Genomic DNA, 24004 nt, shown 5'->3' with positions numbered 1-24004 from the left:
TCAGGTGCATTGCTTCACCCAAGAAGACTGGTACCATAGCCCGCCATATGTCCAAACCTGTCTTCCCCACACCCGAAGCTGCCGAGCAGGCCTTCTATGAGGCATTTGCCAATGCTGACCTGTCCGCCATGATGGCTGTATGGGCCGAACGCGAGTTCATCGAATGCATTCACCCCATGGGCGACCGTGTACAAGGTTATGACGCCGTGCAGGAAAGCTGGCGGGAAATTTTCGAAGGTGGACTGCGCGTGCGCTTCAAACTGTCCAACGTTCACCGCACCCAGGACGCACTGATTGCGGTACATATACTCTATGAACACCTCAGCACACCTGGTGACAATACGCACTGGCCACCGGTGATCGCGACCAACGTTTTTCAGCTGATCGATAACAGTTGGCGCATGACGCATCACCACGCTTCGCCCTGTCCGGACGAGAACGGGGACAACGAAGTTACCGACCTGACAACAGATGCCCACCAACTCCACTGAATTTTGACGCAGGGAAACCCCTCTATTTTCCTTGCATCATAGATGCCATCTTCATATGAGTCTGGAATAGCAGGTATAAAGTTAAAAAAGGGTTTCACTTTTTTTTCTTTGTGCTATGGTTGCGCCGTTAGTTCTCTGCCAACATTTTTATAGGAGCACATTGAATGGCCGTAAAGAAAAAAGCTGCCAAGAAAACCGCCAAGAAAAAGGCTGCTGCCAAGGCGGTAAAGAAGCCCACCACGAAAGCTGAAACGTTCACCTACATCGCAGACAAAACCGGCCTGACCAAGAAAGACGTTGGCGCCGTTTTCGAAACTCTCACCGCACTGATCAAACGTGACATCCGGCGCACGGGTCCTGGTGTTTACACCGTCCCCGGTCTGATGAAAGTCAAGGTTGTCCGCAAGCCAGCCACCAAAGCACGCAAGGGCGTTAACCCGTTCACAGGCGAGGCCATGACATTCAAGGCCAAGCCAGCTCGCAACGTGGTCAAGGTTCTTCCGCTTAAGGGTCTGAAAGATATGGTGTAATCAGGTAGATACCTGAATATTACATCAGGATGCATCTCCGTATCCGGGTTCAAGAGCCGGGTACGGAGAGCAGAATGGATTCAAAAAAGGCAGCTTACAGGGCTGCCTTTTTATTGCGCGTCCTGTGCCCGGTGGCGAGCCTGGATATACGCCCTGTGCGGGACATAAATCAGTTCGGAAATCTTGCGCACCAGCGCCTCCTCGTAACGATCTATACGCCCGTCAGCGAAAGCAACCTGCCACAACATCTCGACCACTCGCACTTTCTCCTCGGGTGAAAAGCGCTGGTTGATTATGTGAGTAAACTGGTGAAGTGATACGGAATCTTCGGATTCACATTGTGCAAGTCGGGCCAGTTCCCGGGTTTCTTCCTTGCTCAGCGCAAAAGTCTCCTGCAACACACGCTCCAGCACCTTGCGCTCGTCGTCGTGCTCTTCGAAATCGGCACGCTGCACCTCAAACAGTAATGCGGCAGTAGCCAGGTGCAGGCTATGCTCGTCATGCCCGCCGGCCGTGCCGGGATCGATGCGCCCCCTGAAGAAATCCTGAATTGCCCGTAACATATTGGTAGTCTAGCGGTTACGCCGCCTCAAACCAATTATTGCGGCCGCAGCAAGCCAGACCAGTAACGGATCGGTGCGATCTGCCACCCGCAACGCAACACAACCACCACCGCCGCCGCCACCGCCGCCGTTGCTGCTGCCAATTGTCGAACCACTAACAACAGACGCAGGGTCTGCCGCACCCGCCAGGGCAGCGCCGGCATCCACAAGACCCTGCCCACACCGATTGGCGTTACAACTGGAATCCGGGAAGCTGCGCGCCGTGGCACGCAGGATATCGCGCACTGTGTCGGGATCGAGCGTTCCGTTCACAGATAGCATCAGGGCAGCTACAGCCGATACCTCAGCGGCGGTGAAACTGGTTCCCTGTATAAAGGCCAGCGTATCAGCGCCCGCTGTTGTGGTACCTAGATTCCACAACGTCAACACATCGTCCCTGCCCATCGGGTCCGGACCGTCTCCACCCGGTCCCACCAGGTCCACTTCCTCACCCCGATTCGTGTAGGAAGCAATACTTCCATCGCGCGCCACCGCGCCTACAGTCACAACATTGGCGCAATTGGCGGGACTGAAGTTGGCTACGTCCATACCCTCATTGCCCGCCGCCACAATCACGACGGACCCGGCAGCAACAGCGTCATTGATTGCTGACTGCTCCTGCGCCGAACAGGCGCCGTCTCCCGCCAGACTGAGATTAATGACTTTTGCCGGGGTGGGATTATCCGGCACGCCCGCTACAGAAAGTCCGGCCGACCAGCGAATTGCATCGATGATGTCCGATACAAATCCACCACACTTGCCCAGCACCCTCACAGGAAGAATCCTGGCAGCAAAATCCATTCCCGCGACATCGTTACTATTATCGGATGTCGCAGCCATTACCCCCACAACTGACAATCCGTGCCAGGAACTCGGCTCATCAGTTGGCGGCTCACCCACATCGCACTCATTGGCCAGAACGGCATCGCCCGGGTCAGTCGGGTCGGCATCCCGGCCATCACCGTCATTGGCCGTCGGAATATCACTGATAAAATCATAGCCGGGTAAAATGCGGGCCGCATCCAGATCGATGTGCGACAAAATACCGCTATCTACGACGGCAATCACGACACCGGAAGAACCGGTACTCAGATCCCAGGCAGCCGGCATGCGCATGCCGGCCGTGTCCTCCGACAAATGCCACTGATTTACATACTGAGTATCATTTGGCACCAGGGCTGGATAAAGGCGCTTGTCCACCTGCGCTGCCAGCACCGCAGGCTCCTGCGTCAGCTGCGAAACCAGTGCATGCGCTTCTTCGGAGCTGACCCCTTCAGGTAACCGCACGACAAGGCTTCCATCGCTCATGGAACGTACATATGTGAGCTTCCGTCCATCAGGAAGACTCAGGTCCGGAACAGCCTCGCTGGAGCCGGCTGAGGCGCTTTTACGCACACCGCTATCCTGCAGCTTGATAATCAGCCGCTCGGCGGAAACATGTGAAATGTGCCTTTGCGCCTGAACAGATAGCCCGGCAAGACTTAAGCTGCCTGCCAGGCACGACAGAAGAAATTTTCTGAACATTGATTTTGACTGCCTGAATGTGATCCTACTGTGCACGAACCAGGAACCTGTCACCCTGCAATGACAACACGATGCCATCAGGTGTTATGGCGTCCAACAGTGGCCCTTCCTGTAATTGGTCGCCTTCCCGGTATTTTTGCAGATTGACCAGCACAAACCGATCCTCCGGCCTTTCACTGTACACGTGGACATCCAATCGCAGGCCACGGTTCAGTTTTTGCAGAATATAGTCCGGCACCTGGGGCCAGACCGGCAGATTACCGAATTGCCCTGAGGAAGGCCGGGTTGTGGCTGCAACGACAGGCTGCCGGGGTACGACGGGGACTTCAGCGGCCCGCACTGGCGGCTCGACCGTGGGCAGCTCAACCGCAACCGGTGGCTGAACAGCAGCCGCAGGAGGGGCCACCGTCAACGCACGATCAACAACCCTGTCGTTACGATTCTCTGGCCTGGTCACCGGTGTTACGGTCGCTTGTAACGCTGGCGCAGGCCCGGCAGCTTGCGGTGGTGGACTGGAAGGCTCTTCTGGCCAGAACAGCACCAGCAGCAGACCGGCATTAATAAGCAAAACCAGCACCACAACTATCACCCAGCGTGGTGACAAACCAGAGCTCGCTGGCTCGTGTTCACTGTCGATGCGCGGCACCTGCCCGATCTCGCGATCGTGTTCCGCCTTCTTCAGTGCCTCGAGTATGTATGACATGTGACCCTACTGCGCCGTTACAACACCCAGACGCGGCACTGTCGGCTGTCTGGAAAGGTTATTCAAGTGAATAAATGTCCTGGCACCAACTACGCCATCGGCATTCAACTCGTGGCTGCGCTGAAAATCCTGCACCAGGGTTTTCAGTCCTTCATCAAAAAACAATGGGTCGGGCGCAATGGAAGACAAACCGGTAGCCAGTTTGAGTTTTTCTCGCAGCCATTTCACAACCGGACTGCGGTCACCCGGACGAAGTACCGGGCTGCCTCCCGGTGGTGTTTTCCACAGCAAGCGGTATTCACCGAACCAGTGTCCCTCCATCGTGTCGAGCGGGACTTCGATTGGCTGCCCATCAATCTGCAGAAGTGCGTTGCCGCCACGAATTTCCTGCAACAGCACCGGCACCCTGCGTCCACCGGCACCCACCAGCAACAGGACAGCGGGCCGATCGAAATACTGCAATACCGTGCGGCTTCCACCGCCTTGCAGACATCGCAAACCGACCGCCGGAGCGGCCGCGCAGGCCTGGGCATCTGTATTGGCGGCAGATTGTACGCCCCATAACCTGAACAGGCCGGCCCAGGCCTTTGCCGCAGCAACCGGACTGGCATCTGCCAGTCGTTGCTCGAGTGTAGCGTTGCCGCCTGCATGCAGCCGGGCGGCATCCACCGCCACAACACCACCTGCCTCGCCTATGACATCGGGCCTACTTTTGCCGCTATTCGTTTCAGCCTGGTTGCTAACGCCTGGCCCGGGGTCTGGTTCCCGGGCTGCAACAACAGGTTCTGTCTGTGCAGAGCCCGCCGCCAGTGGTGCCCCGGCCGGGCCACCCACCGGATTATTGGTCACCATAACGGCATTTCGGGCCGGCTCCTGCCAGTAACCAATAACAAACGCCACCACAAATACAGCGGCAACTGCCGCCGCAAGCCAGCGCCACCACTCGTGGCCGGACGGTGCATCCAGCCCTTCTTCCGGTAACACTTCGCCCGCAGCACGGACAACAATCGCAACATCAACCTTGCGCTTGCCCTCTACATAGGCGCCCAGCATGGCACGGTCGCACATCACATTGATCAGGCGCGGCACACCACCGGAAAGTTTTTGCACCATGTCGATGGCTTCATCAGTGAAAATCGTTTCACTGGCGCCGCACACTTGTAAACGATGACGAATATATGCCGCTGTTTCATTGCGCTGTATCGGCTCCAGGTGATAACGCGCCGTGATCCGCTGGGACAACTGGCGCAACTCTTCGCGCGCCAGCAGACTGCGCAGTTCCGGCTGGCCGATGAGCACAATCTGTAGCAGCTTCTCGCGAGTGGTTTCCAGGTTGGTGAGCAGGCGAACCTGTTCCAGTGCATCGGCATCAAGATTCTGCGCCTCATCAATGATAAGCACTGTTCGCCGGCCTTGCGCATGCATTTCAAGCAAGTGGGCATTCAGCAGGTCAGTCAATGCCTTGATACTGTCCGTGTCCCGCGCAAAATTGATGCCCAGCTCATCGCACAGACTGGCCAGCAACTCTATGGCGCTGACGCGTGGATTGAGGATCAGAGCTACATCGACATGGTCCGGTACCTGCTCCAGCAGGCATCGGCAAATAGTGGTCTTGCCGGTACCTACCTCACCGGTCAGCTGCACAAACCCGCCGCCTTCACCAACACCATATAACAGATGTGCAAGCGCCTCACGATGCTGCTGACTCATATAGAGAAAACGCGGATCGGGCGCGATGGAAAACGGGCGTTCTGTGAGACCGAAATGTTGTTCGTACATAGGACTTTTTTTGCCGCCGGACAGGCGATTGGACAATTATGCCCTTTCTGCGCGCCGCCGTCCTCCCACCACACCACCGGTCTGCCTTAAACCGGCAAATCACCCGCCACCGGCGCTACCGGTGATTAAGCCTGGCCGGGGTTCGAACAGCCACAAACCCGATAGATGTCGGGATTGCTTACACAACACCTGACCCGCGCAAGATTTTATAAATATATTTTAATATCAACAGGATGTACCCAGGCATTGGACGCATATACTGGCCGTACTGTTGGGTTTCTTTACGCTGAACACTGAAGGTGCTCACAAGGAATAAAACCCCGCTCCAGGTCATCTATACAATTCAAGGTATTATCGTAATTGGCATATGGCTTGCTGGATTTTTAATGCAAAACAACAAGAATGGTGCTGTATGAACGCAAAAGTCGAAAAGAAAATCAACGGTGTTACCGTCAGTGCTAACCCGGTATTCAAGGGCGGTAATCTTCCCGCATACTGGGCATGCAGTATCGATGAGCGGATTATCACCAAGACATTCAGTTCCGCTTCAGATGTTTTCCGGTTCGCGAAAAACGTCCCGCACCACTGAAAATCGATCTCTTTAGATAATATTCAGGTAGTGGGCGCTGCTCGCAGCACGATGTTGCGCAGATCATTCAGCCGCCCATGAAAAAAGTGGCCCGCACCTTCTACACAAACGATCTCTGGCACAAGCGCCTGTTGAGCCAACCAGGCGTCAACAGCTGACCAGGGCACAATGTCGTCCGCATCGCCATGGATCAGCAGCCAGTTGATGTCTGAAAGCGCTACCGGCTGGTCTGGAAAATAATTTACTGCCGGTGCAACCGTCACCAACCAGTCAGGCTTCAATGATTGCGCTGCTTCCAGCGCAATGAATCCCCCAAAGGAAAACCCCGCCAGCCACAGCGGTAACCCGGGCCAGCGCGCCTTCGCCCACGCGACGACTGCCAGCAAGTCCGCTTTCTCACCCCGCCCGTCGTCGTAAACACCTTCGCTCTTGCCCACACCACGGAAATTGAAGCGCACACTGACAGCCCCCGACTCGACAAAACTCTTTGCCAGCTGGTGAACAACCTTGTTGTCCAGTGTCCCGCCGTGCAATGGATGAGGATGACAAATGATAGCAAGCGCTCCCGGAGAGGCTCCAGGTTCGGTCAGCTGCACCTGGAGTTGTCCGGCCGGGCCGTCTACAAACAGGGTGTCGCGCACAGGAAACGATGATACATATCCGTCACTCGACGCATATACCCTGGCCCGTCGACAGGTTCATGAAGGCTTGCCTGAATCACGCTGGCCACGGGTGCGGCGGCGCTCGATACCCGGCGAATGCAGCGTGAGATCCAGCCGGTACCAGCCGTTAATATCAACGGTTTGGCGTTTACCGTTAATATTCTCCAGCACTACCCGCCTTGGCTCATCTGCCTCGTGCAGTACCACGCGCACCTGCTGCAATTGCCCAAGAATATTGGTGTACCAGTAACCCGGTATCGCTTGATGTGCCAACATATCTCTTCTCAGTTGATAGTCTTTATCGAGCAGGTTCATCGACAGGTTTCCCGCACTAAAACTAGCCGCACTTCGATTCACCGCAATTAAGGCAGGTCAGGCAACCGTCCATCTGAATAGCCGCCCTGGTATTGCATTTCACACAGAGCTGGGCGCCTTCCGGGAAATCACCGGCATCTTCCGGTTTGCTCGACTTGTTGGCCTGTTCAAACTGCTCGCGCTTTTCCGCCAGCATTTTTTTCTGGTGATCGTCCAGGTCGTCATCCTTGAGCATACCGATCATGCGCAGGTGACATTCGATAGCATCACCGATCTCGGCCACCAGTGAGGGCATGTACTTCCCTCCTTTCTTGAAGTAACCACCACGCGGATCAAAAACCGAGCGCAATTCCTCTACCAGGAAGGTAACGTCACCACCCTTGCGGAACACAGCGGAAATAATCCGGGTCAATGCAACAATCCACTGGAAGTGATCCATATTCTTCGAGTTGATAAAGATCTCGAAGGGTCGGCGCAATTCATGCGGTGTACCGGGATTAAGGATCACGTCGTTAATCGTGATATACAGCGCATGTTCCGTCAGTGGCGTCTTCACCTTGTAGGTGGAACCCAGCAACATCTCCGGGCGCTCCAGCTTTTCGTGCAGGTGAACGACCTTTTCCTCTTCCCTGGCCGGCGCGACCACCGCTTCGGGCTCGGCGGGCGCATCTTTCTTCAACACTTCATAGTCAATAATTTTCTGTTCGATCTTTCTGGTCATATGCGTAACTCCTCTGACGCCTTCGCTTCGCCTAGAATTTTCCGTAGTAGCCTTCTTTCAGGGCATCGTACAGGTTGGCGGCGGTATGAATTTCTCCGTCGTATTCGATTTCTTCGTTCCCACTCAGCTGCATCTTGCTGCCATCTTCGAGCGTGAACTGGTAGGTGGTGTTCTCCAGATCTTTTTCTTTTACCAACACACCCTGGAACGCCTCCGGGTTGAAACGGAAGGTCGTACAGCCCTTAAGTCCCTGTTCGTAGGCGTACAGGTAAATATCCTTGAACTCGTCGAACGGGTAATCCGTTGGTACGTTGGCCGTCTTGGAAATGGATGAGTCCACCCATTTCTGCGCCGCCGCCTGGATATCGACGTGCTGTTTTGGCGTCACATCGTCTGCCGCTATAAAGTACTCCGGCAACTGTTTGGCAGGGTCTTCGCTACCCTGTTCTGCCTGAGGATTCACCCGCGAACGATACGCCAGCAATTCAAACGAAAACACATCCACCTTTTCCTTGGTCTTGCGTCCCTCGCGAATGACATTACGGAAATAATGATGCGCAAAACTCGGCTCGATACCATTGCTGGCGTTATTGGCCAGCGACAGGGAAATTGTACCGGTCGGCGCGATCGACGAATGGTGAGTAAAGCGTGCGCCTGTCTCGGCCAGCCGCTCGACCAGGTCCGGGGCAATCTCGCTGACCTGTTGCATGTAGCGGCTGTAACGCGCGTGCAACAATTTGCCCTTTACGCGATCACCGATTTCATAACCGTCGAGCTTCATCTCCGGACGCTTGCGCAGCATCTCGGCAGTCACCTCAAAGTCTTCTTCGAGAATGGGAGCAGGACCTTTCTCTTCCGCCAGCTCCAGCGCCGTCTGCCAGCCGGTCAGCGCCAGTTCACGGCTGACTTTTTCTGTGAAGGCCACCGAATCCTTTTCACCGTACTTCATGCGCAGCATCGTACTGGTCGAACCCAGGCCGAGGAACCCCATACCATGGCGGCGCTTGCGCAGAATTTCATCGCGCTGCTGCTCCAGAGGCAGGCCGTTGATCTCAACTACATTGTCGAGCATGCGGGTAAAGACAGAAATCACCTTGCGGAACTCGTCCCAGTCAAAATGCGCATTTTCGGTAAAGGGTTCGCGTACAAACTTCGTCAGGTTGACTGAACCCAGCAGGCAGGAGCCATAGGGGGGCAACGGCTGTTCGCCACAGGGGTTGGTCGCACGGACATTTTCATCGAACCAGTTGTTGTTCATCTCATTGACCTTGTCGATGAGAATGAAACCCGGCTCGGCAAAGTCATAGGTGGACGCCATGATCATGTCCCACAGCCTGCGTGCGCGGATAGTGCGATACACCTTGCACGCTACCAGCCCGTTTTCATTACTGACGTAGCCTTCACTGATCGGCCACTCACGCCAAACCACATGACTGGCGTCGTACAGATCGATGCTTTCTTCACTGACTTCCTGCTCTGTTAGCGGGAATGCCAGCTTCCATTCACCGTCATGGCTGACTGCCTCCATGAACTCACGTGTAATCAGCAGCGACAGATTGAACTGACGCAAACGACCGTCCTCGCGCTTGGCGCGCACGAAATCCATCACATCGGGATGGCCGACATCGAAAGTCGCCATCTGCGCACCCCGGCGACCACCGGCCGACGACACGGTGAAACACATCTTGTCGTAGATATCCATGAACGACAGCGGGCCGGAGGTATAGGCGCCGGCGCCAGAAACGTAGGCGCCTTTCGGGCGCAGTGTGGAGAATTCATAGCCGATGCCACAGCCCGCCTTGAGCGTCAGTCCGGCCTCGTGCACCCGTTCCAGAATATCGTTCATGGAATCCTTGACGGTGCCGGACACGGTGCAGTTGATCGTGGAGGTGGCCGGCTTGTGTTGCAGCGCGCCGGCGTTGGAGGTAATGCGGCCGGCCGGAATCGCACCATGGCGTAATGCCCAGACGAACTGCTCATACCAGTGATCCTGCTTCTCTGGCGTCACTTCCACCTCGGCGAGGGCGCGCGCCACGCGCTTGTAGGTGTCGTCGATGGTTTCATCGACCGCGACACCGTCCTTACGCTTTAACCGGTACTTCTTGTCCCAGATATCCATCGAGGCATCCTGCAGGGGGATATCGGCTACACCGGTCGAAACAGACTTCAGCTGAACTGATTTCATTGCGACTCCTGACTCCTTGTATTTGATTTTATTTGTGATTTTTTATGGCTTAAAGGCGACCCCGAGATGTTGGGGTAACTTATCGGCATAACCACAAGATGTTGTGCGAACAGACAGCTAGGTTATGTCCGTCGGAGCTCCCTGTCAAGCCCCTGATAGTGACTATGGAATACATTTATTTTGGTTAGCTAACAGTCGGTTACACATAAATCCTGTTTATGAATATGAACCAATACGGGACTCGCACTGAACAGGTCGAACAAACAGCAAAACACTATATATTGTGGTACTGATATACGGCGAACTGGCCGTATTTTCCTCACGAAACAGGGGTAATGTCTGCGAACGCGTCACGATGGATACCGCGTAACAGGATTTTTCAGGTCACCAGGGAAGCCGCATTGAATGGACAGATCATCAAGGCAAAACAATTGGAAGAAATTACCGTCAAGTAACGTCTAACAGGTGACAGGCTCTTCAGGGCCGGTCTCCTCCAAAACATCCAGCCCCTTTCACGAGGGGCTTTTTTTGCCCCTAATACCAGGTCTGTTGATACAACTCATTGCATTGCCCTTAAAAAGATCTGCATGCCCCTGGCCGGTTGACGCAAACTATTCCCGGGCCTATGTTTAAAAAGATATGGATCATCGCTTACATCCCCGAAGCACACCATCCACTCAGGAATGGGATGGAAGGGACCTATGCGAAGGCCTGATTATCTTTTCCGCGGGGGAGTCTGTCGTCGAATTGTCAGAGTGGATGCGTCTGACTTCACTGGTCTGCAACCAGTACCGGCAGTGCGCTCGTGGGCACTGCTTTTCACGAAACCGGAAGCGATAGAGATGCAGATCTGGCTGCTCGCGGGGAAATACAGTGAGTTTACTTACATGGAGTGATGATCGGCTGCTCGGCATCGACAGTCTGGATGATCAGCACAAGACCCTGGTCGACTGCATCAACAAACTGGTTACCGAGTGCCGAAAAACCGAGACTGACGGGCCAGGGCCAAGCGGAGAAAAGCTGAAAAAGCTTGCGCGGCTGTTTGATGACTTGTACACAACAACCAAAGCACACTTCAGCCACGAAGAAGCCATGATGCGTGACATGGCTTACCCGGGCTACACAGCACATGCCCGAGAACATGTCATGCTGATTGCGGAACTGAAAACCAGCTTTGCCAAAGCACTGACACAGCAACAGTGCAGCCTTACCCCGGAACTCCTGCAGGCACTGAAATCCTGGTTGATTGCCCACGTTTCACACAGCGACAGGGATTTTGCAAAATTCTTCCATGAGAAACACCACACTACACCACTGCCTGAAAGTGAAAGCCCCCGCTGACTTGCCGCGGGCTCCCCACGCTTCATCGGCCTACTCAACCAGTGAAAGCCCACTGGGTACAGACGTGGGCATGTCAGCACGCAGGTCGATACTGTCCGGATCGGTCAGCGCATTCAGGAAATCGAGCAAATAGCCCACCTGGCGAGCATTCAGCCTGACAGCACGATAATCAGCCGCAGCCGCAGCAATGTCTGCGATCCTTGAAGGGTCATCCATCACAACAAAGTCCTGAGCATCCAGATCATCACGTGATGGCAGCACGGCCTGACTACGATCATAGTCATACAGCGCCGCTACCGGATCGAGGTGATGACGGACAACTGCTTCAAGGCTGTTGTAAGCACCCGCGTGTCCCCAGGGCCCGGTCAGGACAACATTACGCAATGTGGGTGTACGAAACTTGTACCGATCAATCACCAGCCCGGTCACCTGGGCGCGCCCGAAATCATCGTGCCCGTCAAAACCGTCACCGCGGCCGGGGCCAATTTGCGGCATTGCAATAGCGTGAAAATCCATATCGGTCTGAAACGTACCACTGTGACAACCCGAACAGTTCGCCTTGCCGTAAAACAGCTTCATGCCGCGAACGGCTGACTTGCTCATAGCACCGCGCTCACCACGCAGAAAACGGTCGAAGGGGCTGTTGGTTGCACGCCAGGCATCACTTTCGAAGGCTGCAATGGCATTGGCCGCATGCGCGAAGGTAATATCGTCTGCGACATCGACATCGTCATAGGCAGCAACAAACTGGTCGACATAGCCAGGAATGGCCTGCAATCGCCGTGCAATCTGTGCCCAGACACCGTTCACACCTGCGAGGTCACCTGCAGCAGCGGCATCAGCGACTGTGTTCTCACCGGCTTGCCCCGCCATTTCGGCAGCCGATGTCACCGGGAACATGGCCTGCGCAGCCAGCACACTGTCCAGGCCTTCCGGCAAATCCAGGCCCGCCGGACTGGCTATACCACTCGGGAATGAAGCGTTCACCTCAACCCGGCCATCGTGGAACATTCGCGTGAATTCTGCCGCCCCCAGGTTGAATACCGGAGGCGCATTTCGCGGCACACGCTCATGGACGGCATCGTCACCCGAACCGGTGTCTCTTGTAACACCAAGACCCGATCCACCCTCGCCTACCGGCAGGGAAAGACCATCTCCGGTATCCGTCAACACGTGGTGACAGGTGGCACAGGACGTGTTGCGGTTGCCGCTCAGCACCTTGTCAAAGAACAGCTGGCGACCCAGCTCAACCTTTACTCCGGAAAAGTCCTGAAAGTCGCTATCACTAACCGGTGCCGGTAATCGCCCCCCTTTACCAGCCAGCGAAACGCTCGAGAACACTGCTATAACGAACCCCAACAACACGCGATTTTGCCTGAACATAACGACTGCTTCCCCCTGCGACACCTAAATGTGATTACCTGCCAGGCAGCTAACACCCTGCCCGGCCAGGCGACAAAGTAGCAGTCGATAGTTGCACAACAAAGTGGCAAATTGTCGCACCCAACACAGGCATGATTCGTTATGATGTCCCCATGACACAACAACACACCGGACACCCCTACGAAAAACTGACGCCCGACCTCATCCTCAATGCCCTGGATGACCGCGGCTTCGTTACCGATGGGCGTCTGCTCGCTCTTAACAGCTATGAAAACCGCGTCTACCAGATTGGTATTGAAGACGCTGACCCCGTGATTGCCAAATTTTACCGCCCCGGACGCTGGTCGCGGGAAGCTATCCAGGAAGAACATAACTTCGCGCTTGAACTGGCTGCCCGGGAGATCCCGGTCATCGCGCCCATCCAGGACGAACACAGCGAAACCCTGCATGAGTACCACGGCTTCCTGTTTGGCGTATCGCCCCGCTGCGGGGGACACTGGCCCGACCTCGATACACGCGAGCAGCGCGAACACATGGGACGTTTCCTTGGACGGATGCACGCCGTCGGCGCGACACAGCAATTTGAACACCGCACCCGGATCAACATCGAACGTCTCGGTGACGCCTCGCGTGACTTCATCATCGAACAAAGCTTTCTGCCCGACTACCTGCGCGAAGCCTACAGCAGCCTCACTGGTGACCTGCTTGGCAAAATACGCAACCTGTTTGAAGTTGTCGGTCCCGTCGGCTACATCCGCCTGCATGGCGACTGCCACAAAAGCAATATCCTGTGGCGCGACGATGGCCCTCACTTTGTCGATCTCGATGACAGCTGTAGCGGACCCGCCATCCAGGATCTGTGGATGCTGCTGTCCGGTGACCGCGAGGAAATGCGAACCCAGATGGAAGACCTGCTGACCGGTTACCGCATGTTCCGGGACTTTGATGAAGCCAGTGCGCTGCTTATCGAACCATTGCGCACCCTGCGCATCATGCACTACGCCGCATGGATAGCACGCCGCTGGGAAGACCCCGCCTTCCCCATCGCCTTCCCCTGGTTCGATTCACCGCGCTACTGGGAAGACCATATCCTGAGCCTGCGCGAACAAGCCAGCGCACTGGATGAGCCATCCATCCTGTAACGACAAGCACAAGTAATGGCACGATCAGCGGATATCAGCATGCGGGAGAGAAAAAATTCGCCGGTATATGTACTTCAATATCAAGGCATAGCCAACATTTAACTGACGTTTCATGTTGTTATAACGCTGCGTATGCAACGAAAAAAGGCAGGATATAAGGCGTGCGCCGCCTATCTGCCTAAAACATCAATATCACAGCGCATGCATCCTAGTACGGCTTGCCTTGAAACTCGCCGATAGTTTGTATACAAGTAACAACGAGATACGGGGGATCTGAACATGTTCAACCAGGTCGTGATAGACGGAAAACGCCGTATAGCCACCCGAATGGGTGAACTATATAGTCTGCGCCGCATGTTTCCGGATATACGGCAGAAGCCGTCTAGCAGTAGTCAGCTGTATTCGATTCATCTCTTCCGATCAACATAAAGGAAACAGAATAATGGTAAAACTTATAATGTGTTGCACTCGTCGTCCAGACATGAGTCGCGAAGAGTTTCAAGATTATTGGCTAAATAAACATGCTCCTTTTTTTATGGGAAGTGCGTCAAAAATGAGGGCTAAAAAGTATATCCAGTCTCACACTATTGACACACCATTAAATGATGGCTTAAAAGAATCGAGAGGAATGCAACCTGCATATGATGGCGTTGCGGAAGTGTGGTTCGAATCTGAAGAAGACTTGATGGCTGCTATGAGCTCTCCTGAATTTCAGGAGATAGCACCATCATTAATGGAAGATGAAAACAAGTTTATAGATCACTCAAAATCTACAGCATTTATTGTAAACGAAATTGAGCTATAAACAGCTAACAAAAATCTCCAGCTGACAATTGCGGCTGGGCTAAAACGTTATACGTAAAATTTAATTTATGAGCTTAGTTTTATCAAACGAAATATTAGAGCCAAAATTAAAGGTGGCTCCACCGAAAATCGTTATTTGGATTTTCGGTATTATTCTGTCGATAGCCATTGTCTTGGTGATTTATTCGCCAATTGCGAGTGTTTCGATCAAAGGTGCAATAGCTGCAGTAATAGCTCTCATATTGTTTGGAATTGTTAAAAATCAAAAGAAGGGAAATTATTTAGCGACAATGCAGGCAAATAATGCAGGGCTGTATTTCCAGACCGACGAGCAGAATCTATATTACTACGTTCCATGGAAATACATAGGTGTAATAGAAAAGGCGGTCTTCCCGCTAAATAGTCGTGGTTTGAGAATTGAAGTGATAGAGGAAGAGAGTAAAAAGTTAAAGGACATGAACCAGGTTGGAAATATTAGAGAAGAAAATGGTCGTACCTATATTTATACGATTCCACAGCTACTTGACCGAGATAAGCTGCTTAACGATCTCATGAAGTTTAAAGAATCAGCCTAGTTGTCGCCAAATGATATATACGTATAACAAATGCATTAAGTTGCTCGCTTCTCTCACTTGGACGCAGCAGCGCTGCGCCACTTATGCAAACCGTTATGGCTCAAACATAGCAAGATTCGGGTCGCAGAAGAGTACTTGAACCTCCATACTTTGCACGAAGTGGCACAAATTCCTGTCACTGCGAGAATTAATTTATGAGAGGAATGACAATGCATATAAAAAGCGAACCGCCGATATTGTATCTTGGCACACCTGTCGTCCTGGTCAGCACCGTGAATGAAGATGGAAGCTACAACCTCGCGCCGATGTCCTCGGCATTCTGGCTGGGGTGGCGCTGCCTGCTCGGGCTGACTGCATTCTCGAAAACCACGCAGAACATGATCCGCACCGGTGAGTGCGTCCTCAACCTCCCCTCAGTGAATGAGGTGGCAGCGGTAAATCGTCTGGCGCTGACCACTGGCTCCGATCCGGTACCGGAGTTCAAATTGAGAAAGGGCTACCGACATGAAGCTGATAAATTCGGGCTTGCAGGGCTGACGCCGATGGCTTCGGAAACGGTGGCGCCGCCGCGCGTGCGAGAGTGCCCGGTGCAACTCGAAGCACGCGTTACGAGTTCGCACGGTGTCGGCGAGGACAACCCGCTACAACGGGGATTTGTTCTATGCATCGAGACCCGCATTCAGCGCGTGCATGCGGAGACGTCAATCATGATGAGTGGAGAAGAGAATCGGATCGACCCGGACAAATGGCGGCCTCTCATTATGAGCTTTCAGCAATTTTACGGGCTCGGGCCCCGGCTTCAGGATTCAACTCTCGGGACGATTCCTGAGGATATGTACCGCAGCCCGGATATGGAACTGGCGCGGATCCGCATAGCGGAGTGATTGACGCAATCTGCCGTTGGGATATACGCATGACAGACTATGATCGCATCGCCGACGCTATCGATTTCATTGCCCGCAGGGTCGATAGCCAGCCGACGCTGAATGAAATTGCGGCGCACTTACATCTGAGCCCTTATCATTTCCAGCGCCTGTTCTGCCGATGGGCCGGTGTAACGCCCAAGAGATTCCTGCAGGTTCTTACCCTGGAGCGCGCCAAGCAATTACTGAGTGAATCGAGACCCCTGCTTGAAGTTACCGATTCCGTGGGGTTGAGCAGCGGCTCGCGTTTGTACGACCACTTCGTTCATCTGGAAGCGGTCACGCCTGGCGAATACAAAACAGGAGGTGCAGGCTTAACCATTGAGTATGCAGTGCATGACACCCCGTTTGGAAAAACCTTTATTGCCATTACGCCGAAAGGCATCTGTAATTTTTCATTCCTGAATAGTGAGCAAGTCGATGAGCATTTGACCCGCTTACACAAGAAATGGCCAAACGCGACGGTGCACGAAAATCGTCAACAGACGCTCGCTGTGATCCAGGCCATGTTTGATAAAAAAAAGAACCACGATCACCTAACCCCGATTTCTTTGCACGTTTTCGGGACGAACTTTCAAATCAGTGTGTGGAGGGCCTTGTTGCAGATAGCCCCGGCAAGGGTGGCTAGCTATTCTCAGGTTGCCACCGCAATAGGCTATCCGGGTTCTGCGAGAGCCGTGGGGCAAGCGGTAGGCGTAAATCCTGTCGCGTTCCTGATTCCTTGCCACCGCGTCATTCAGAAAAGCGGTAAACTGGGTGGGTACCACTGGGGCGAAACCCGGAAACAGGCAATCCATGCATGGGAATCCGCAAGATATGAGCCACCCGAGGCATAACATGGCGTTCGAGAGGGACGCAGCAGAGCTGCGCCGCTTATCGTGGTCGTTATGAGCCAACCAAAAGATTAAGAATAGATAATATTCCACCAATATATTTTTATGAGGACATATAGCAATGCCGCAATACATTTTCGTTTACGTGGGTGGTGTGCCACCATCTGACCCGGAAGAAGGGCAAAAGCATTTCACCAAATATCAAAAATGGCTGTCATCATTGGGCGATGCGGTCGTCAGTCCTGCAATTCCGTTCAAGGACACTCATACCGTGCATCCTGACGGTACATTTGAACCCGGCACCACAACAGCAATGTCGGGGCTTAGCATCATCAAAATGCCTTCAATGGAAGCAGCATTGAAGGTGGCGCAATCCTGTCCGTTTCTTGAGATCAACGGCACCCTGGAGATTTCTGAGATGATTGAAATGTCGAGCAAAGAGCACTAGCTGCGTAGACTCTCACCCACTGTTTCACTGGAGAGACCAGAGTCTATGGAATTATTGTAAGGGCAGTGTTTTCATTTCCAGGTGGTCGCCATTTTAACCTTACAGAGCCAAATGGTAATGATATGCGGTTTGGTCGGACATAATCACATGAATAAGAAATGTTTTGGAATTGTTGCGATTCTTTTGCTGGTTATTGCAGGTGGAATTTATAAATTTATTTTCCAGGGCAGTGTTTCTATCAATGCCGATGGGCGGACGGCCATACACCTGAATCCTGAGGAAAGGGACCTTGTTTTGGCGGAAATGCGGGCATTTTTAACCAGCGTTCAGAAAATCACCGAAGGAATTTCCGAGAATGATATGCAGCTGGTAGCAGACTATGCTCGTAAAGCTGGCAGAGCTGCGCAAGCTGAAGTTCCAGGCACTTTAATGGCAAAACTTCCCATCCAATTCAAGCAATCAGGATTTGACACGCATTCAGGATTTGATCAATTAGCGATGGATGCCGAGGATCTGGGTGATAGTAACGATGCTTTGTCACAGCTATCGCTCCTGATGCAAAATTGTGTCAGCTGCCATGCAGCATATCGCATTGATAGTTCAGGGAAGTAACGGACCCATCAGGATTACTCATTAACACCACCAACAGGCTTAAGCGTCTTTAGATATTCTGCAATCTTTTGCGCCTCTTTACTCGTCAACCAATCCGGAGATTTTTTCTGCATGCGGCTCACAATGTGCATCCAGGCAGTGGCAGGATCTTCCTCCAGCTTTAGATAGACGCGTTCGAGTGTGTGACACGCCGAGCAACGGTGACGGAAAAGTGCAGCAGGACCATCACCCGCCTCATTCTCACTAGCCGGTCCTGCCCTGGGTATTTCTCCCGGTGCCTTGTTACCGACCTTTCCAAGGTACTCGAGAATTTCATGTGCCTCGTCATTTGTGATCCAGTCCTGTGCGCGCTCCTGCATACGCTTGACAATATGTGCACGCGATTCGTCCGTTAACGGAATGCGAAAAACCCGGTCGATGGTATGACACAGGCTACATTTTTTTTCGAATACCTGCTGTTCCTGCGCGAAGGAAACCATACTACTGGCGCCTTTCTCATGGTTCTGCAGAAATTCAAGCACAGCGGCCTTTTCCTTCCCACTCAATCCGGCATTCGGTGCCATCAGGTCGAGTCGCTCCTTCCAGTGCCCTTTACCCTCTGGTGGCGGTTTGTCGGGATCCGGCAGTTCATGGCACATACCGCACCGGTCTTCGTATATTTTTTCTCCATCCTGAGCTGCAAGGGCGGACCAGGAAAGCATTTCTGCACAAAGGCCAAACAGCAACAACACCCAGGCCAACCGATTCTGTATGCGTCTCATAAGCAATCCTCAGCATGGAACTCCGAACAAGGCAGCGGCACCCCGTTGGTACCGCTGCTCGTCTCTCGCCAATACCTAGAACGCTGCTTCCAGTTGCAGAGTGTATCGCTGCTCTTCATCGACACCTGAAGGCGTGTCGAACTGGTCACTGAACTCGGCAAAGCCCTTGATATTCTGGGTGAAGTAATAACCCAGGTTCAGCGTATAGGACTTGTACTCATCACTGCCATCATTCATTTCGTAACTGTCGACACGCACCAGGGGGACTATGCTTGGCCGACCATCGTCCTTGACGACATACATGCCCTGCAGATACCAGGCATCATTCTCATCTTCACCATTACCGGCTGCAGTATCGTCCTTGCCACGGATGAATACGCCTGTCAGACGTCCGTCGCCTACATCAACCTGGGTATCAACCGCGTAGCGTTTGAAATCCCGATCTGTCGCAGGCGTGCAGTCCGAGGTGTTGGTCTCACACTTGCCCGACATGGCCATACCACCAACCATCACCTTGGGCGTAATATCGAACGCAACACGTCCGAAGTATGTTCTTGAGTTTGTGCCCTCGGTGTCCTTTGCAAGCCCACCAACGCCCAGATTGTAGTACAGCTGTTTAACTGGCCGCCCATAGACCGACACTATCTGGCGCTGGTCACGGAATCGTCCTCCGTCACCACCATGAGCTACCACATTATCAGCGCCACCAAATGATGAGTTCAGTGCCGCTGCGTGTGATGCGGTCAGCCTGCGCATGTCGCTAAATGTATCGTAGGAATCCGCAAACAATGTCGCTCCGTACGTGACCTGGGCATTCACCGCATCACTCATATTGTAAGTCATAGCGGCATGCGCCAACTGGGTATTGAAACCATCCTCGTCTTCCATTTCGAGCTCAAAAAATCCGGAGACGTTTTTATACAACCGTCCCGCTGAAAACAATTCGAGTTCGTGTATTGCAGCCTGGTTTGTATCGCTTTTTCCATTACTGGAATTATCAAAGGGACGCGAGATAAACGCTGCTGAAACAGGAAACACCTTGTCCCAATGCAGGAAATCAGACACTGACTCCTCACCCTTGAGTTTGGGGAATCGATAACCTGCTTCCTTGAACTTCCGACCGGCAGTATTAAGTGCGGGATACGCCGTATGACATGAACTGCAGTTGGTTTGATACTTTCTTGCAAATGCAGGGATCGCATTGGCGCTTGTGGCTGCAGACAACATGGCCACAACTCCAAAAGCGGACAAGACAGTTTTGGTATCCATCATGGTGCCCTCCTCAGACTGATATACGTTGCGCAAGTACAACACTGGTATTTACGTTGGCAAATTAGCTTCGCCTCACCAATTAAGATAGCAAAGGATCAGGATATATCCATTGATCTATATCAGTTGTTTTCAAGTTGTACTACATCTGCGTTGTTGTCATTTTTTTACCACACTCGCATTTATTTTATTGTTGCTGCCTTATGCAACGTCAGTGTACGCAGTTGTTCAACCGGGACATCCAGACTCTGACCTATTGTCAGGTGAATTGTTAACGTTTTGTTAATAAGCCGTCCGCGCATGCGGTCGCCACTCAATAATTCCAGTTCACCCTGTTGCTTGCTCTCTCCCTCGATACCAAGGACACGTATTTCACTCCTCTTTATCTCAAGTACGCCATAGTCTGTCTGCCAGATAATCGGTGTTGTTGTGACTCTGCCGGTAAGCATGTCGCCATTCGTCATACCCAGCACGTCGCTGTCGTCCTGCACAGCAGGATTCAATGAAGACTCATTGTTATCCACATGTTGCACGATGACATCGGCCTCACTATCGACCTCGGACGCTTCATCACAGTGTTCTATCTGCGATACGGCATCTACAGAAACCTGTTTCACATCTCCCCTGGCACGGTAAAATATATTCAGGTTCATGTCGCGATTATCTGACCGCTCCTCCATCACTGTGGAAGCTGGCAGGCGCTTTTTTTTGCCCACGGTACGGTAAAAAACCGGCAGCCCTGTTTTCAGTGTGCTGACCCTGCCGTCCGTAAACCTGATCTGTGCACTTGTATCGCTATTCTTTAGCCAGGCGCCCCAGCCACCTGCTTCTGCCTCCTGATAAACAATTGACTGAATCTCACTAACGGGTATTTGTTGATCTTCACCATCAATCTGACCGAGTAAAAAGCTCTGCGGCGAATCCTCAAGCTTGCTGCTTAAATTCCAGAAGTCTGTTGCTTTGATCCGGGTGCCATCCCGCAGATCGATCTGCCAGCAGGCCGCAAATGCAGGCCGCACATTTATCAGCGTCATAAACAGTACGGCATAAACCGCCAGCATTCTTTTATTCATTACTTGTCACCTTCCGGGTATCGTTCGCGAATACTTTATTACTATAGCCGTCAACTCAAAATATACAAAGCGACTTCATGCCACATTTCTCCGGACAATAAAAAAGGGCGGCCAACGCCGCCCTTTTCCGGTTTACTGGCAGTTCAGCTATCAGTTAACACGTACATCCAGTTCGCCGGACTCATAACGCGCAACCATATGCTCCAGTCTGATCGGATTGATTTTTGAAGCATGGCCGGCACAACCGAAGGCTTCGTAACGCGCCTTGCAGATATCCTTCATGGCTTCTGTAGAGGCCTTGAGGAATTTGCGAGGATCGAAGTTGGACTTGTTTTCCGCCAGGTGCTTGCGAATCGCACCGGTGGAAGCCATGCGCAGGTCGGTGTCGATGTTGACCTTGCGTACACCGTTCTTGATGCCTTCACAGATTTCTTCAACCGGTACGCCATAGGTTTCACCCATGTCGCCACCGAAATCGTTGATGATCTTCAGCCACTCCTGCGGCACGGAAGACGAACCGTGCACCACCAGGTGAGTGTTGGGCAGGCGCGCATGGATTTCCTTGATGCGGTTGATGGCCAGGATGTCACCGGTTGGCGGGCGCGTGAACTTGTAGGCGCCGTGGCTGGTGCCAATGGCAATTGCCAGTGCATCAACACCGGTTTCTTTTACGAAGTTGGCTGCCTCTTCGGGATCGGTCAGCAGCTGGTCCATAGACAGCTTGCCTTCTGCACCGTGGCCATCTTCCTCACCCATTTCGCCGGTTTCCAGCGATCCCAGACAACCCAGCTCACCCTCAACGGATACGCCACCGGCGTGGGCCATTTCCACGACCTTGCGGGTCACGTCGACGTTGTACTCGAAGGTAGACGGGGTTTTCATGTCGGCCATCAATGAGCCGTCCATCATTACCGATGTGAAACCGGACTGTATGGAGCGCAGGCAAACAGCAGGTTCTGAACCGTGATCCTGGTGCATGACGATCGGAATGTGCGGGTACATCTCGGTCGCGGCAGTAATCAGGTGACGCAGGAAGGGTTCGCCCGCGTAGGAACGCGCACCGGCGGAACCCTGCATGATCACGGGGCTGTCGGTTTCATCGGCAGCCTGCATGATGGCATGTACCTGCTCCATGTTGTTCACGTTGAAAGCCGGCATACCGAAATCATTTTCGGCAGCATAATCGAGTAGTTGTCGCAGGGATATCAAGGCCATGACGGACTCCTTGGTGTATTTAGGTATTTAGGGTTGTATGTGTGTTCGGGGATACATGCAGGCACATCACTCGACGTTAACTACATGTTCTCCTACACGAATTATTTTCATGGCATTACTGCCACCATGTACTCCCATCAAATCACCCTTGGTGATGATGACGAGATCACCGTCGCGAACCGCGCCGCGCCGCATCAGTTCATCAATCGCTTCGCGATTGACCTGTGCGTGATCGGTGGTCGTGACGTCAAAACTGACGGGGTAGACGCCACGATAAAGTGTAACCTTTCTACGCGTCTCGACATGACGCGTCAAGGCGTAGATCGGGATGCCAGAGCTGATACGGGACATCCATAGCGGTGTCGCGCCGGATTCGGTCAGCGCAGCAATTGCCTTAACGCCTGTGTGGTTTGCGGTATACATGGCCGCCTTGGCGATTGCTTCGTCGATCGCTTTGAAGTGCATGGCGCTGCGCCGCTCGGCAGCGTTGTCCATACGTTGGGTCTCGGCGCCGCGGCAGATACGATCCATGGCTTCGATTACCTTGGCAACATGCTTGCCAGTGGCAGTTTCGGCAGAAAGCATAACCGCATCGGTACCATCAATGACGGCATTGGCAACATCAAAAACCTCGGCCCGGGTCGGGATCGGACTTTCGATCATCGACTGCATCATCTGTGTTGCTGTGATGGTTACACGATCCATACTGCGGGCAACGCGAATGATCCGCTTCTGCACCGCCGGAAGTTCGGCATCTCCGATCTCAACACCGAGATCACCGCGCGCTATCATGACAGCGTCAGTCGCTTCGATAATTTCTTCCAGCGCATTCATCGCTTCGGCACGCTCGATCTTGGCAACAATACCGCCATGCCCGCCGGCCTTGCGCAACAGGTCACGTGCTTCGTGTATATCATTGGCATGGCGCGGGAAGGACACGGCGATGTAGTCTGCCTGCATTTCGGCGGCCACCTTGATGTCGGCGCGATCCTTGTCTGTAATGGCCGTCGCAGACAATCCTCCGCCCTGGCGATTGATACCCTTGTTGTTGGACAGGGTGCCACCAACGACAACGCGCGTATCAATTTCGCTGCCTTTGACTTCCTCCACCCATAACACGACCGCACCATCATCGAGTAGCAGCGTGTCACCGCGATTAACGTCATCGACCAGCGCCTTGTAGGCGATGCCGACACGCTCGACGGTACCGGAATCCGGGTCCAGCGCCGCGTCGAGGATAAAGCGCTCGCCTTCCTTGAGTTCGACCTTGCCTTCCTTGAAACGGTCGATGCGGATTTTTGGCCCTTGCAGGTCGACGAATACGCCCACTTGCCGGCCATGTGCACGCGCCCGGTTTCGTACTGCTTCGGCGCGTTTTTTGTGCTCTTCCGCCGATCCATGTGAAAAGTTCAGGCGCACAACATCCACGCCAGCCTGGATCATGGCATCCAGTACCTTGGGGTCGTCGGTCGACGGCCCGAGTGTTGCGACTATCTTTGTTCTACGCTGCATATTGGGCTACTT

General features: G+C 53.4%; 25 protein-coding genes. 11 read left to right on the top strand and 14 right to left on the bottom strand.

Annotated elements, in window-relative coordinates:
• Positions 1–47 precede the first annotated feature (47 nt).
• Entirely contained in the window at positions 48–491 is a 444-nt protein-coding gene (locus DFR30_RS02005) for a YybH family protein (RefSeq protein ID WP_132971076.1), read from the top strand.
• 164 nt (positions 492–655) lie between these two features.
• A complete protein-coding gene (locus DFR30_RS02000) occupies positions 656–1021 on the top strand; it encodes an HU family DNA-binding protein (protein WP_132971075.1) in 366 nt (121 codons plus the stop codon).
• 110 nt (positions 1022–1131) lie between these two features.
• Here the strand turns inward: DFR30_RS02000 and DFR30_RS01995 are convergent, their stop codons facing one another.
• From DFR30_RS01995 to DFR30_RS01980, 4 genes are read right to left on the bottom strand one after another with little or no spacing between them, the layout of a single operon-like run.
• Positions 1132–1584 (bottom strand): tellurite resistance TerB family protein, encoded by a 453-nt coding sequence (locus tag DFR30_RS01995; protein ID WP_132971074.1) that lies wholly within the window; start codon positions 1582–1584, stop codon positions 1132–1134.
• Positions 1585–1593: 9 nt separating this feature from the next.
• Positions 1594–3147, bottom strand: a complete 1554-nt coding sequence (locus DFR30_RS01990) for a S8 family peptidase (RefSeq protein WP_165869063.1) — start codon at positions 3145–3147, stop codon at positions 1594–1596.
• Positions 3148–3172: 25 nt separating this feature from the next.
• Positions 3173–3850 (bottom strand): general secretion pathway protein GspB, encoded by a 678-nt coding sequence (locus DFR30_RS01985; protein WP_132971072.1) that lies wholly within the window; start codon positions 3848–3850, stop codon positions 3173–3175.
• Positions 3851–3856: 6 nt separating this feature from the next.
• Entirely contained in the window at positions 3857–5629 is a 1773-nt protein-coding gene (locus tag DFR30_RS01980; protein ID WP_132971071.1) for an ExeA family protein, read from the bottom strand.
• Positions 5630–6041: 412 nt separating this feature from the next.
• Here DFR30_RS01980 and DFR30_RS14220 point away from each other — a divergent pair, with 412 nt between their 5' ends.
• Positions 6042–6218 carry a hypothetical protein gene (locus DFR30_RS14220; protein WP_165869062.1) on the top strand — a complete coding sequence of 59 codons (177 nt, stop codon included), beginning with the start codon at positions 6042–6044 and terminating at the stop codon, positions 6216–6218.
• Positions 6219–6241: 23 nt separating this feature from the next.
• Here the strand turns inward: DFR30_RS14220 and DFR30_RS01975 are convergent, their stop codons facing one another.
• The 4 genes from DFR30_RS01975 to DFR30_RS01960 are packed head-to-tail and all read right to left on the bottom strand — an operon-like array spanning position 6242 to position 10101.
• Positions 6242–6859, bottom strand: a complete 618-nt coding sequence (locus DFR30_RS01975; RefSeq protein ID WP_132971070.1) for an alpha/beta hydrolase — start codon at positions 6857–6859, stop codon at positions 6242–6244.
• Positions 6860–6916: 57 nt separating this feature from the next.
• Positions 6917–7195: a hypothetical protein gene (locus DFR30_RS01970; RefSeq protein WP_132971069.1), complete on the bottom strand. Its 279-nt coding sequence runs from the start codon at positions 7193–7195 to the stop codon at positions 6917–6919.
• A 22-nt stretch (positions 7196–7217) separates the two neighbouring features.
• On the bottom strand, positions 7218–7916 hold the full coding sequence (locus tag DFR30_RS01965) for a TSCPD domain-containing protein (RefSeq protein ID WP_132971068.1): 699 nt from the start codon (positions 7914–7916) through the stop codon (positions 7218–7220).
• Between the two features lie 31 nt (positions 7917–7947).
• Positions 7948–10101, bottom strand: coding sequence for an adenosylcobalamin-dependent ribonucleoside-diphosphate reductase (locus tag DFR30_RS01960; RefSeq protein ID WP_132971067.1), 2154 nt, complete (start codon positions 10099–10101; stop codon positions 7948–7950).
• Positions 10102–10974: 873 nt separating this feature from the next.
• Between DFR30_RS01960 and DFR30_RS01955 the strand changes: the two genes are divergently transcribed.
• Positions 10975–11442 carry a bacteriohemerythrin gene (locus DFR30_RS01955; RefSeq protein WP_132971066.1) on the top strand — a complete coding sequence of 156 codons (468 nt, stop codon included), beginning with the start codon at positions 10975–10977 and terminating at the stop codon, positions 11440–11442.
• Positions 11443–11472: 30 nt separating this feature from the next.
• Here DFR30_RS01955 and DFR30_RS01950 read toward each other — a convergent pair whose 3' ends face one another.
• Positions 11473–12825 (bottom strand): cytochrome-c peroxidase, encoded by a 1353-nt coding sequence (locus DFR30_RS01950; RefSeq protein WP_132971065.1) that lies wholly within the window; start codon positions 12823–12825, stop codon positions 11473–11475.
• A 152-nt stretch (positions 12826–12977) separates the two neighbouring features.
• Between DFR30_RS01950 and DFR30_RS01945 the strand changes: the two genes are divergently transcribed.
• The 7 genes from DFR30_RS01945 (at position 12978) to DFR30_RS01915 (ending at position 18162) form a co-directional block, all read left to right on the top strand.
• Entirely contained in the window at positions 12978–13967 is a 990-nt protein-coding gene (locus tag DFR30_RS01945) for a serine/threonine protein kinase (protein ID WP_132971064.1), read from the top strand.
• Between the two features lie 442 nt (positions 13968–14409).
• Entirely contained in the window at positions 14410–14772 is a 363-nt protein-coding gene (locus DFR30_RS01940; protein ID WP_132971063.1) for an EthD domain-containing protein, read from the top strand.
• A 67-nt stretch (positions 14773–14839) separates the two neighbouring features.
• Positions 14840–15346, top strand: a complete 507-nt coding sequence (locus DFR30_RS01935) for a hypothetical protein (protein WP_132971062.1) — start codon at positions 14840–14842, stop codon at positions 15344–15346.
• Positions 15347–15555: 209 nt separating this feature from the next.
• Positions 15556–16230, top strand: a complete 675-nt coding sequence (locus DFR30_RS01930; protein ID WP_132971061.1) for a flavin reductase family protein — start codon at positions 15556–15558, stop codon at positions 16228–16230.
• 29 nt (positions 16231–16259) lie between these two features.
• Positions 16260–17105, top strand: a complete 846-nt coding sequence (locus tag DFR30_RS01925; protein WP_132971060.1) for a bifunctional transcriptional activator/DNA repair enzyme AdaA — start codon at positions 16260–16262, stop codon at positions 17103–17105.
• Positions 17106–17223: 118 nt separating this feature from the next.
• Positions 17224–17550, top strand: coding sequence for a YciI family protein (locus tag DFR30_RS01920; RefSeq protein WP_132971059.1), 327 nt, complete (start codon positions 17224–17226; stop codon positions 17548–17550).
• Positions 17551–17697: 147 nt separating this feature from the next.
• Entirely contained in the window at positions 17698–18162 is a 465-nt protein-coding gene (locus DFR30_RS01915; protein ID WP_132971058.1) for a hypothetical protein, read from the top strand.
• 14 nt (positions 18163–18176) lie between these two features.
• On the opposite strand, the gene DFR30_RS01910 is transcribed toward DFR30_RS01915, so the two are convergent.
• From DFR30_RS01910 to pyk, 5 genes are all read right to left on the bottom strand, one after another.
• The gene (locus DFR30_RS01910) at positions 18177–18923 is read right to left on the bottom strand and encodes a c-type cytochrome (protein ID WP_132971057.1); all 747 of its coding nucleotides are present in this window, start codon (positions 18921–18923) and stop codon (positions 18177–18179) included.
• 75 nt (positions 18924–18998) lie between these two features.
• On the bottom strand, positions 18999–20195 hold the full coding sequence (locus DFR30_RS01905; protein ID WP_132971056.1) for a hypothetical protein: 1197 nt from the start codon (positions 20193–20195) through the stop codon (positions 18999–19001).
• A gap of 179 nt (positions 20196–20374) precedes the next feature.
• Complete coding sequence (locus tag DFR30_RS01900) at positions 20375–21265, bottom strand: hypothetical protein (protein ID WP_132971055.1); 891 nt, start codon at positions 21263–21265, stop codon at positions 20375–20377.
• A gap of 150 nt (positions 21266–21415) precedes the next feature.
• A complete protein-coding gene (fba, locus tag DFR30_RS01895; RefSeq protein WP_132971054.1) occupies positions 21416–22480 on the bottom strand; it encodes a class II fructose-bisphosphate aldolase in 1065 nt (354 codons plus the stop codon).
• A 66-nt stretch (positions 22481–22546) separates the two neighbouring features.
• Positions 22547–23992 carry a pyruvate kinase gene (gene pyk / locus DFR30_RS01890; protein WP_132971053.1) on the bottom strand — a complete coding sequence of 482 codons (1446 nt, stop codon included), beginning with the start codon at positions 23990–23992 and terminating at the stop codon, positions 22547–22549.
• Between the last annotated feature and the right edge of the window lie 12 nt (positions 23993–24004).

It is taken from the genome of Thiogranum longum (genome assembly GCF_004339085.1).
Taxonomy (GTDB): Bacteria; Pseudomonadota; Gammaproteobacteria; order DSM-19610; family DSM-19610; genus Thiogranum; species Thiogranum longum.
The sequence above is the reverse complement of the archived record's forward strand: the minus strand, read 5'-3'. Positions and strand labels throughout refer to the sequence as shown.